At 43.9% G+C, this 12,567-nt stretch carries 8 protein-coding genes and 1 pseudogene; all 9 read left to right on the forward strand.

What is annotated here, in order from left to right; all coding sequences use genetic code 11:
* Position 1: 1 nt before the first annotated feature.
* The 9 genes and pseudogenes from I2D69_RS20805 to I2D69_RS05345 all read left to right on the forward strand — a co-directional run bounded on the left by I2D69_RS20805 (position 2) and on the right by I2D69_RS05345 (position 12,538).
* A pseudogene (locus tag I2D69_RS20805) lies at positions 2–162 on the forward strand (DUF6783 domain-containing protein).
* Positions 163–278: 116 nt separating this feature from the next.
* Positions 279–1,526 (forward strand): stage II sporulation protein P, encoded by a 1,248-nt coding sequence (locus I2D69_RS05310; RefSeq protein WP_226815251.1) that lies wholly within the window; start codon positions 279–281, stop codon positions 1,524–1,526.
* Between the two features lie 147 nt (positions 1,527–1,673).
* Positions 1,674–3,482: a translation elongation factor 4 gene (gene lepA, locus I2D69_RS05315; RefSeq protein WP_330382770.1), complete on the forward strand. Its 1,809-nt coding sequence runs from the start codon at positions 1,674–1,676 to the stop codon at positions 3,480–3,482.
* Positions 3,483–3,583: 101 nt separating this feature from the next.
* Positions 3,584–4,015: a hypothetical protein gene (locus I2D69_RS05320; RefSeq protein ID WP_173718896.1), complete on the forward strand. Its 432-nt coding sequence runs from the start codon at positions 3,584–3,586 to the stop codon at positions 4,013–4,015.
* 56 nt (positions 4,016–4,071) lie between these two features.
* Complete coding sequence (gene hemW, locus I2D69_RS05325) at positions 4,072–5,208, forward strand: radical SAM family heme chaperone HemW (protein ID WP_195379519.1); 1,137 nt, start codon at positions 4,072–4,074, stop codon at positions 5,206–5,208.
* A gap of 159 nt (positions 5,209–5,367) precedes the next feature.
* Positions 5,368–8,205, forward strand: coding sequence for an excinuclease ABC subunit UvrA (gene uvrA / locus I2D69_RS05330; protein WP_118579701.1), 2,838 nt, complete (start codon positions 5,368–5,370; stop codon positions 8,203–8,205).
* Between the two features lie 210 nt (positions 8,206–8,415).
* Positions 8,416–9,405 (forward strand): rod shape-determining protein, encoded by a 990-nt coding sequence (locus I2D69_RS05335; RefSeq protein ID WP_148461733.1) that lies wholly within the window; start codon positions 8,416–8,418, stop codon positions 9,403–9,405.
* A 219-nt stretch (positions 9,406–9,624) separates the two neighbouring features.
* A complete protein-coding gene (locus tag I2D69_RS05340; protein WP_173769623.1) occupies positions 9,625–11,901 on the forward strand; it encodes an ATP-dependent RecD-like DNA helicase in 2,277 nt (758 codons plus the stop codon).
* Positions 11,798–12,538 (forward strand): ComF family protein, encoded by a 741-nt coding sequence (locus I2D69_RS05345; protein ID WP_118579695.1) that lies wholly within the window; start codon positions 11,798–11,800, stop codon positions 12,536–12,538. The genes I2D69_RS05340 and I2D69_RS05345 overlap by 104 nt, the downstream gene beginning before the upstream one ends.
* Positions 12,539–12,567: the final 29 nt, after the last annotated feature.

Consider the following 12,567-nt stretch of genomic DNA (forward strand, 5'->3'; position numbering starts at 1 on the left):
TTTGAAAAAGGCTTTCTGCAAGATGTGCGTCACAATTTGTGGGAGATTTTGCCTAGATGAGGGCATCGTAGCGGGCTACGGCAACCGAATTCGGGTGAAATCTTCAGCAAAGTGGGCGTGCAGATTGCGGGAATGATTTTTCAAACACGCTCTGGCGCATGAAGCTGATGTAAAGGTGGTGAGCTGTGGAAAAATACTGAAAATATGGAAAGTTAGCCTAAAAAAAGAAACATACGGAGGAAAAATCTGTCATAGGATAACCTTAAAGAGGTGATTTCGTGACAAAAGTCCAGAAGGTTTTCTGCGTGTTTCTTTGTCTGTGTTTTTTTGCGGTTCTGGCTATGCTGCCAGGACCTTTTTCCATGCGGGAAATTGTGCATAATGTGTACAGGCAGTTTCCGTTCTATTATTTTACAGAGGAAAAAGCACAGGAAACCTGGATGGAAATGGATGGGGAAACTCTGGCTGAGATTGAGAAGAGAAATGGAGCATATTTAGAAGAAGTTGCAGAGAATGAGCGTAATTTGCGAGAGGAAAATGCAAAGAAATCCAAGGAAGCCAATCTGGAAAAAAACAGCAGTGTTTCTGAGGAAAGTAAAAAAATAAATAATACAGATAAAATAGAAAATAAAGATAACTCTGAGATGTCAGAAATCATAGAAAATAGTGAAAATCACTTAAATTCAGAAACTCAGCCTGCAAATACCCTTCCTCAGTCTAACATCGTTCTCCCGCATCCAATTCTGGATCTGTCCAGAGACAAGCTGTCGGATTACGATTATCTAATGAACAATTTTTACATTGTAGATGAGAACACAGATGCATCTGCCGTAAAAATAAATGCTGCTGAATTTCTGGCAGAGGATTTTTCCTTGAGTCATGGACCGTTGGAGCCGCAGATTCTAATTTATCACAGTCACTCCCAGGAAACGTTTTCCGATTCCAGGGAAGGAGAAGAGGAAGATACGATTGTGGGTGTTGGAAATTATCTGACCAGTTTGCTGTCAGAAAAATATGGTTATCAGGTGATCCATATAAAAGAAGCTTTTGATATGATGAGCGGAGAACTGGATCGGAATAAGGCCTATAATTATGCTTGTGATTACGTAGAAAAGGTTTTGGAAGAAAATCCGTCTGTGGAGGTGGTTATTGATCTGCACAGAGATGGCATCGATGAAGACAGACGGCTGGTAACTGAAATAAACGGAAAAGATACTGCGCAGATTCTTTTTTATAATGGCCTTAGCTACACGAATGCCCAGGGGAAGGTTTCTTATTTGCCCAATCCTTACATACAGGACAATCTTGCTTTTTCTTTTCAGCTGGAATATCAGGCGGCGTTGTATTATCCTGATTTTTACAGAGGGATTTACCTGGCGGGCTTGCGCTACAATCTTCATTTACGAAAAAGAGCCCTGCTTCTGGAAGCCGGTGCCCAGACAAATACGGTGCAGGAAGTAAAAAACGCCATGGAACCCTTTGCAGACATTTTGAACAGAGTGTTAAAGGGCTGCGGAACAGGATAAAAATAATATAATTTATCCCGTCAAGAACGTTACTGTGAACGGAGTGAACAGGAACCATATAAAAGGAAGTGACAAACAGATTTAATCTGTGCTATAATCTCTTGATAGAATAAACAGTATAGCATAACCAGAGGAGGAATGTCTGGAATGACAGACCAGAGTAAAATTCGAAATTTTTGTATTATTGCACATATTGACCACGGTAAATCTACACTGGCCGACAGAATTATAGAGATGACAGGACTTTTGACTGAGAGGGAAATGCAGGCCCAGGTTCTGGATAATATGGAACTGGAGAGAGAACGTGGAATTACCATCAAATCCCAGGCTGTCCGCACGGTATATCATGGAAAAGATGGAGAAGAGTATATTTTCAATCTGATCGATACACCTGGACATGTGGATTTTAACTATGAAGTTTCACGAAGCCTTGCAGCCTGCGACGGTGCCATCCTTGTAGTTGACGCTGCACAGGGAATTGAAGCGCAGACGCTGGCAAATGTTTATATGGCACTGGATCATGATCTTGAGGTTATTCCAGTAATCAATAAGGTTGATCTTCCAAGTGCAGAGCCAGAGCGTGTTATCAATGAAATTGAGGATGTGATTGGACTTGAAGCCCAGGACGCACCGCAGATTTCTGCAAAAACAGGTCTGAATGTAGATCAGGTTCTGGAGCAGGTAGTGGCTAAGATCCCGGCACCTGCAGGAAATCCGGATGCACCGCTGAAGGCGCTTATTTTTGACTCCATTTATGATTCTTATAAGGGTGCCATTGTTTTCTGCCGAATGGTAGATGGAAAAGTCCGCAAAGGCACAACCATCCGTATGATGGCCACTGGATTTGTGGCAGAAGTTGTGGAAGTTGGGTATTTTGGAGCTGGGCAGTTTATTCCATGTGAGGAACTGACAGCTGGAATGGTAGGTTATATTACCGCCAGCATTAAGAACGTAAGAGACACTCGTGTTGGTGATACTATTACGGACAATAACCGTCCATGTGAGGAGGCTTTGCCTGGATATAAGAAAGTAAATCCAATGGTTTACTGCGGCCTTTATCCGGCTGACGGAGCGAAATACGGGGATCTTCGTGATGCTTTGGAGAAACTGCAGTTAAATGACGCCTCTTTATTCTATGAGCCGGAGACATCTGTTGCTCTTGGATTTGGTTTCCGCTGCGGATTTCTTGGATTGCTTCATCTGGAAATCATTCAGGAACGTCTGGAACGTGAATATGACCTGGATCTTGTTACTACAGCTCCAAGCGTTATTTACAAAGTACACAAGACAAACGGCGAAGTGATTGATCTGACAAATCCGACCAATCTTCCAGATCCATCTGAGATCGAATATATGGAAGAGCCAATCGTGAATGCTGAGATTATGGTAACTACAGAATTTATCGGTGCCATTATGGATCTTTGCCAGGAGCGCCGTGGTCAGTATCTTGGCATGGAATATATGGAAGAGACACGAGCTCTTCTGAAATATAAGCTTCCATTGAATGAGATTATTTACGATTTCTTTGATGCCTTGAAATCTCGTTCCAGAGGATATGCGTCTCTGGATTACGAACTTTGTGGTTATGAGAGAAGTGAGCTTGTGAAACTGGATATTCTGGTAAATAAAGAAGAAGTGGATGCCCTTTCTTTTATTGTGCATGCAGATACTTCTTATGAAAGAGGCCGCAAGATGTGCGAGAAGCTGAAAGATGAGATTCCGCGTCAGCTCTTTGAAATTCCGATCCAGGCCGCAATCGGAAGCAAAATCATTGCCAGAGAGACGGTTAAGGCTATGCGTAAAGATGTTCTTGCCAAGTGCTACGGCGGTGATATTTCTCGTAAGAAGAAACTTCTGGAAAAACAGAAGGAAGGTAAGAAGAGAATGCGCCAGGTTGGAAACGTAGAGATTCCGCAGAAAGCATTTATGAGCGTACTGAAACTGGATGAAAATTAATTGTTGTCAATCCTGTGGTGAAAAGCAATAAATAAAGGTGTCTGAGTGTGACTGATTGACATAAGATATATGCCAGCTGGCATCAGACGCGGAGGTATCCGATGAAAGCTAAGATACGTATTCTGACAAGAAGAATAAAGAGAAGTTATAAAAAAGACAGGGAACAGTGGATCAAGGGCGGGATTTTGACAGTGATCCTGCTGGTGATCGTAATTTTTGCAGGCAGCTGTGCATGTGGGAAGAAAACGGTGAAAGCACCAGACGCAGAGTCGCAGGGCGTAATGAAGATCACGCCGATTCCTACAGCAACACCTACGCCGGTACCTCGCCAGGTAAATAAAGATGCGGTAGCGCAAAGCGGAAGCGTGACTATGGTGAATGAGTATCTGGTTCAAAAAGAAGAGGGAAAGGCTGCAGGCAGCAGTAAGAGCGGCTCTTCAGAAGAGCAGACTGCTGCAGATTCGTCTGACAGCGGCAGTGATGCTACTGGAAATTCAACAGATGAAGAAACTGAGACCGGTAGTGGAGATTAATTTTACAGAAACAGCATTGTAAACAGAAGAAAATAAACAATGTGGAGAAAATCAGAATGGGAACAAAGAAGAATGGTTTGGAATTGTACCTTCACATCCCGTTTTGCATAAAGAAATGTGATTATTGTGACTTCCTGTCAGGTCCCTCTACCAGGGCCGGGCAGGAAGCTTATATTTATGCACTTTTACGGGAAATGGAGACGGTTTCAAAGAATCTGAAAAAACGTCCGGTAGATACAGTTTTCATTGGCGGGGGAACACCTTCTGTGCCGGAATGTGATGTAATGGAAAAGCTTTTACAGGGGCTGAGAGATTATTTTTTGTTTTCGGCGGATGCGGAGGTAACGATTGAAGCAAATCCTGGAACATTGACGCCTGAGAAACTTTCTATTTACAGAAAATACGGAATTAACCGGATCAGCATTGGCTTACAGTCGCCAAACAATAAGGAACTGGCTATGCTTGGAAGAATTCATAATTATGCACAGTTTCTGGAAAGCTTTCAGATGGCAAGAGCGGCTGGCTTTTCCAATATAAATGTGGATCTGATGTTTGCCATTCCGGGACAGTGTTATGAAGGTTGGATAGAGAACCTTCGGACGGTGGCGGCACTTGGCCCGGAGCACATTTCGGCATACAGTCTTATTATTGAAGAGGGCACCCCTTTTTCCAGAAAAAAGCTGGATTTGCCTGATGAAGATACGGAGTACCGCATGTATGAAGATGTTGCTGTAGTTCTGAAAGAGTATGGCTATCATCAGTATGAGATTTCCAACTATGCAAAAGCAGGGTGTGAATGCAGACATAATGAAGGATACTGGCAGAGAAAGGATTATCTGGGGCTTGGGCTTGGAGCGGCTTCCTTATTGGGAAAGGAACGTTTTTCCAATACTTCCGATATGCAGGAATATTTGAAAAACAGCAGTGCACCAGAAAAAATTCGAAAAAACTGGGAACTTCTTACAAGAGAAGATGAGATGGCAGAGTTTATGTTTCTTGGACTTCGTATGACACGGGGCGTGTCCAAAAAGGAATTTCAGGAGTATTTTGGCACTGCAATAGAGAATATATATGGAGAAGTTCTGAAAAAATATAAGAAACAGGGACTGCTGTTGGAAGAAAGCGGCAGGATATTTTTATCAAGAGAAGGCATTCATGTGAGTAATGCAGTGATGGCAGATTTTTTGCTGTAAGTTTTGGTGGAAAAAGAATTTAGAAATGGTTGACGAACAAATGTTCTTGTGATATTCTTGAAGAACACATTAAGAAATATCTGAGCCGGAGGATTCCGGATCAGATCAGGATACAGGGAGTTACAGCCGGTGCTTTCCGGTTAAGAAATGGAGGAACAGATGGCAGCAGAGAATAAGAAACAGTTTATCAGAATCAGAGGAGCCAATGAGAATAACCTGAAGAATCTCAGTGTGGATATTCCCAGAGATAAGTTTGTAGTTCTTACCGGCTTAAGCGGATCAGGAAAGTCTTCACTGGCATTTGATACGATCTATGCAGAAGGGCAGAGAAGATATATGGAATCTCTGTCTTCCTATGCCAGACAGTTCCTTGGCCAGATGGAAAAGCCAGATGTGGAGAGCATAGAGGGACTTCCACCGGCTATTTCTATTGACCAGAAGTCTACTAACCGCAATCCCAGATCCACAGTAGGAACGGTGACAGAAATTTATGATTATTTCCGTCTTTTATACGCCCGTGTTGGTATTCCACATTGTCCGAAATGCGGCAAGGTGATCGCCAAGCAGACAGTAGACCAGATGGTGGATCAGATTATGGAATTGCCGGAGCGCACCAGGATCCAGCTTCTTGCACCGGTAGTACGAGGACGCAAGGGTACCCATGCGAAATTACTGGATCAGGCCAGACGCAGCGGTTATGTACGTGCGGAAATCGATGGAAATGTGTATGAACTTTCAGAGGAGATTACCCTGGATAAGAATATTAAACACACGATTGCCATTATTGTAGACCGTCTGATCGTGAAGCCTGGAATTGAGAAAAGACTTACAGATTCTCTTGAGACAGTATTGAATCTGGCTGACGGATTGGCTGTGGTGGATACCATGGACGGAAATTATATGAATTTCAGCCAGAGCTTTTCCTGTCCGGATTGTGGAGTCAGTATTGATGAGATCGAGCCAAGAAGTTTTTCGTTTAATAACCCATTTGGGGCCTGCCCGGAGTGCCTTGGCCTTGGTTATAAGATGGAATTTGACCCGGATCTTATGATCCCGGATAAGTCTCTCAGCATTTCTGAAGGGGCTATTGTAGTAATGGGCTGGCAGTCTTGCACAGATAAGAGCAGTTTTACCAATGCTATTCTGAATGCCCTTTGCAGGGAATATGGTTTTGATCTGGATACACCTTTTAAAGATTATCCCAAGAAGATACAGGATATTATTCTGTATGGTACAGGCGGACATTCTGTGAAGGTTTATTATAAGGGACAGCGCGGAGAGGGTGTTTATGATGTGGCTTTTCCAGGCCTTATAAGGAATGTGGAACAGCGCTATAAAGAGACTGGCTCTGAATCTATGAAACAGGAATACGAGAGCTTTATGCAGATCACTCCGTGTAAAGCATGTAGGGGACAGCGACTGAAGAAGGAGTCACTTGCGGTCACGGTAGCGGATAAGAATATTTATGAAATTACCAATATGTCCATTGATAAGCTGAAGAGATTTCTGGCAGAAATGCAGCTGTCTCCGCAGCAGCAGCTTATTGGAAAGCAGATACTAAAGGAGATCAGAGCCAGAGTGGGGTTCCTGGCAGATGTAGGTCTGGAGTACCTTTCCCTGGCACGTGCCACTGGTACTCTGTCTGGCGGAGAGGCACAGAGAATCCGTCTTGCTACCCAGATCGGTTCCGGCCTTGTCGGGGTTGCCTATATTCTGGATGAGCCAAGTATTGGTCTGCATCAGAGGGATAATGATAAACTTCTTGGTGCTTTGATGCACTTAAGAGACCTGGGAAACAGTCTTATAGTGGTTGAACATGATGAGGATACCATGCGCGCAGCGGACTGTATTGTAGATATCGGACCCGGCGCAGGAGAACATGGTGGACAGCTTGTTGGAATGGGCACTGCTGAGGAACTTATGCAGAATCCGAAGTCCATTACAGGAGCATATCTCAGCGGAAAACTGAAAATCCCGGTTCCGGAAGTACGAAAGGAACCTACCGGTTATCTGACTATTAAGGGGGCGGCAGAGAATAATCTCAAACATATAGACGTGGATATTCCTCTTGGAATTATGACCTGCATTACAGGTGTTTCCGGGTCAGGAAAGAGTTCTCTGATCAATGAAATCCTTTATAAACATCTTGCAAGGGATCTGAACAGGGCCCGCGTGATCCCGGGAAAGCATGATGATATTATTGGAATAGACCAGTTGGATAAGGTAATTGCCATTGACCAGTCTCCAATTGGCCGTACACCAAGATCTAATCCTGCTACTTATACAGGCGTATTTGACCAGATCAGAGATCTTTTTGCTGCTACAGCAGATGCCAAGGCAAAGGGGTATAAGAAAGGGCGCTTCAGCTTTAATGTAAAAGGCGGACGCTGTGAAGCCTGCAGTGGTGATGGTATTATTAAAATTGAAATGCACTTCCTGCCAGATGTTTATGTCCCTTGTGAAGTTTGCAAGGGGAAGCGCTATAATCGGGAAACTCTGGAAGTGAAGTATAAGGATAAGAGCATCTACGATGTACTGAATATGACAGTTGAGGAGGCAATGACGTTCTTTGAGAACGTTCCATCCATCAGAAGGAAGATAGAGACCTTATATGATGTCGGTCTTTCCTATATTCGTCTCGGACAGCCTTCCACCACTCTTTCCGGCGGAGAAGCACAGCGTATTAAGCTGGCTGCAGAGCTGAGTAAGCGCAGTACAGGTAAGACTATTTATATTCTGGATGAGCCTACCACTGGATTGCATTTTGCAGATGTTCAGAAACTGGTGGAGATTTTGCGTCGACTTTCGGATGGTGGAAATACGGTTGTTGTAATTGAACACAATCTGGACGTGATCAAGACCGCTGATTATATAATTGATATCGGACCGGAAGGCGGAGATGGCGGGGGAACAGTTGTTGCCAAGGGAACACCTGAAGAAGTGGCGAAGAATCCAGCTTCTTATACAGGACGTTATGTTGCGAAATATTTGAAGTGATTCTGATAATAAACCTCTTTCCAATTGAAGCATTTTTGTTTATAATGGTACGAAGACTATTAATTATGAAAAATCTATGAGACAATTATAAAGTCACATCTGCAGAATGTGGTATTTATGATTACGGTTCGGGTTGTGAATGGTAATCATTTATTGCACAATTCTTGCAGAGAAAGTGTGACAATGTGTTTTGAGAGAAAGGGGAATTTAATGCCTGCCAGTGATATTGGAATTGACCTGGGAACCAGAAACAGTCAGGTATATTCTACTGGACGGGGACTGGTAGTCAGTGAGCCGTCTGTAGTGGTTTATGATAAGAACTCAGAGAAAATAAAAGCAATCGGTGAGGAAGCCAGACAGATGACCGGACATGTTTCATCCAATATGGAAGTAATCCGGCCAATCCGCCAGGGAGTGATTGTAGATTATACGGTTATGGAGAAGATGCTGAAGTATTTCATTTCCAAGGCAATGGGACGCCATGCCTTTCGAAAGCCTAGAATCAGTATCTGTATCCCCAGCGGAACCACAGAGATTGAAAGAAAGGCAGTAGAGGAAGCTACTTATCAGGCTGGAGCAAGGGAAGTGTTTCTTGTGGAAGAGCCGATTGCAGCTGCAATTGGTGCCGGAGTAGATGTGACGAAGCCTTTTGGTAATCTGATCGTGGATATAGGAGGCGGAACCACTGATGTTGCCGTGATTTCCATGGCTGGCTCTGTTGTGTCTGCTTCCGTAAAGGTTGCCGGAGATAATTTCGACCAGGCAATCATGAGCTATGTGAGAAAAAATCACAGCCTTTTTATTGGGGAAGAGGCCGCTGAGAACATAAAAATAAAAATCGGAACTGCCTGCCAGGAAGCATCTCCGCGGATGCTGGAGGTAAAAGGCAGAAATGTGATCACCGGACTTCCCAAGGTTGTAACTCTGACTTCAGAAGAAATCCGTATTGCATTGAGGGATGCTACCAATCAGATTGTGGAGACTGTGCACGGAGTGCTTGAGAAAACTCCGCCGGAACTGGCTGCAGATATTGTAGACAGAGGAATTGTTCTCACAGGTGGCGGAGCATTGCTCCATGGAATGGACACCCTCATTGAGCAGAAGACCGGCGTAAGCACTCTGACTGTGCAGGATGCTATGTCTGCGGTTGTGGTGGGAACCGGTAAATATGCGGAAGTAATTACCAGGATGGAAGAATAATCTGATTGCTTTGAAAAGCGTAAACAGTAACATATAATTTGGCTATTCTGTTTTGCAAAAGATAAAATATTATGTAAACTATAATGAAAAGGGTACTGCGTTCTAGAGCGTGTTTGAAAAAGGCTTTCTGCAAAGTGGGGCGTGCAGATTGCGGGAATACTTCTTCAAACACATTCTAGCAGTGCCCTTTGGTTAGTGCTGGCGGCAGGAGAAGAACAAATGAGTGAGAAAGTTATAGGCTATATAGATCATGTCATATTCCGTAATGATGAAAATGGATATACAGTTATGGTTCTTAAGACCGCGGATTCAGAGGAAGAGCTGACTTGTGTAGGAACATTTCCTGACGTTACACAGGGTGTGACCATTGAAGCTGAGGGACAGTTTTCCCAGCATCATATATACGGCAGACAATTTAATATCCAGTCTTATGCGGAAAAGGCACCAGAGGACACCCAGGCTATGGAACGTTATCTGGGTTCCGGAGCGATTAAAGGGGTAGGTGCAGCACTTGCTGCCAGAATTGTGCGGTGTTTTGGCGAGGATACCCTTAGAATAGTGGAAGAAGAACCGGAAAGGCTGGCGGAAGTCAAGGGAATCAGTGAGAAGAAAGCCAGAGAGATTGCAGTACAGGTGACTGAGAAGGCAGATATGCGAAAAGCCATGATGTTTCTGCAGAAATATGGCATTTCCCTGAATCTTGGAGCAAAGATATATCAGAAATATGGTCAGTCCGTATACAGTGTGCTTCAGGAGAATCCCTATCGTCTGGCAGATGATATCTCGGGAGTTGGCTTTAAAATTGCAGACACCATTGCGTCACGTATTGGTATACATGCAGATTCAGATTACAGGATCCGCAGCGGTATGATGTATACTCTTCTCCAAGCTTCAGGGGAAGGACATGTATATCTTCCGAAGGACGAACTGTTTGACAGAGCTTCCCAGCTGCTTCAGGTAGATGTTTCTTATATGGAGAAACATCTGATGGATATGGCAATTGACCGGAATGTTGTTTTAAAAGAGAATGACAGAGAGGTACTGGTTTATCCAAGCCAGTATTACCGCTTGGAACTGAATACAGCAAGAATGCTCACTGAATTAAATATCCGTTATCCACAGAATGAGCAGATGATGGAGCGAAGAATTGCCCAGATTGAGAAAGAAACAGGTACTGTTTTGGAGGAAATGCAGAAGAAGGCTGTTGTAGAGGCTGCTGGAAATGGCCTTTTTGTACTTACAGGAGGACCAGGTACCGGTAAAACTACCACGATCAATGCAATTATTCGTTTTTTCGAGGGCGAAGGCGCAACTCTTCGTCTGGCAGCACCTACAGGACGCGCAGCCAAGCGAATGACAGAAGCTACAGGTTATGAAGCACAGACAATACATCGGCTTCTGGAATTGAACGGTGTGCCGGATGAGGATGGCAGAGAGTCTCAGGGTGTTCATTTTGAACGGAATGCAGAGAATCCGCTGGATACAGATGTAATCATTATTGATGAGATGTCTATGGTGGATATTTTTCTTATGCATTCACTGCTTCTTGCGGTGACTGCGGGAACCAGGATCATTCTGGTAGGAGATGAGAACCAGCTGCCAAGTGTAGGTCCTGGAAATGTGCTGCGGGATATTATTCAAAGCGGCGTTTTTCCAGTAGTAGAACTGAAGAAAATTTTCAGGCAGGCCTCTCACAGTGATATTGTAGTAAATGCACACAAGATCCATAACGGAGAGCAGGTTTCCCTTGATAACAAAAGCCGCGATTTCTTTTTCCTGAAGAGATATGATGCCGATATTATTATCCGCGTGGTCATCGCACTGATTCAGGAGAAACTGCCGAAGTATGTGGATGCAAGACCTTTTGAAATACAGGTTCTGACTCCAATGCGAAAGGGGCTTCTGGGCGTAGAGAGGATGAACCAGATCTTACAGAGATACCTGAATCCACCAGAATCAGGTAAAAAAGAGAAAGAAATTGGAGAACGGCTTTTCCGTGAGGGAGACAAGGTTATGCAGATTCGGAACAACTATCAGCTGGAATGGGAAGTCCGGGGGAAATACGGAATTCCTGTAGAAGAAGGGGTGGGCGTATTTAATGGAGATACTGGCATTCTGAAGGAAATCAATGAATTTGCAGAGACTGCCACTGTGGAATTTGAGGATGGACGTTTCGCTGACTATTCTTTTAAGCAGCTGGAAGAATTGGAACTTGCCTATGCTATAACCATACATAAATCCCAGGGCTCAGAATATCCGGCAGTTATTCTGCCGCTCCTTTCCGGCCCCAAGATGCTGATGAACCGCAATCTTTTGTATACAGGTGTTACAAGAGCCAGGAAATGTGTTACTGTAGTTGGAAGTGAGGAGACTTTCGGGGAGATGATCCGCAATGAGAAGCAGCAGAAACGTTACAGCTCTCTTTGGGCAAGGATACAGGAACTTTCTGGATCTGTTGTATCCAAGACGGTGTCCTCTGTGTCACAGGATTCTTAGGAACAGCCATCAGTTGATCTGTCTGGACTGTGCCGGAGATTTAAGACCTGTATCGGGGCCACGGTGTTACAAATGCGGAAAACCGGTAAATGGAGATGAAGAATACTGCAGGGACTGCGGCGCCCATCCAGGCGCTTTTGACCAGGGACGCGGGATTTTTCTCTATGATGACCGGATGAGATACTCTATAATGAAATATAAATATTTTGGTTGTCAGGAATACAGCCGCTTTTATGGAAAAGCATTGTATATCTACGGAAAAGATATGCTTGCATTATGGAAGCCGCAGATAATCATTCCGGTTCCGCTTCATAGAAGAAAGCAGCGCATAAGAGGGTTTAATCAAGCTGAACTTCTGGCGAAAGAACTGTCCCGTTATGCTGGGATTCCTGTAGATACTGCTATTCTAAAAAAGTGCCATGCTACCCGATCACAGAAAAAACTGGATGCGGCTGAAAGAAAGAAGAATCTTCAAAAAGCTTTTCAGGTTGTAGGAAATCCTGCAGGAATGCGTATCTTGCTTATTGATGATGTATATACTACTGGAAGTACCATGGATGTGCTGGCAAAGCTTCTGCTGGAAAAGGGAGCATCCCATGTATATTTTCTCACGCTGTGTATTGGAAACAACAGGTAAAAAAATGCTTTTCATGGCATGGGATATAT

Origin of the sequence: Ruminococcus sp. D54t1_190329_F1 (genome assembly GCF_015551645.1) — a bacterium.
Lineage (GTDB): Bacteria > Bacillota > Clostridia > Lachnospirales > Lachnospiraceae > Blautia_A > Blautia_A faecis.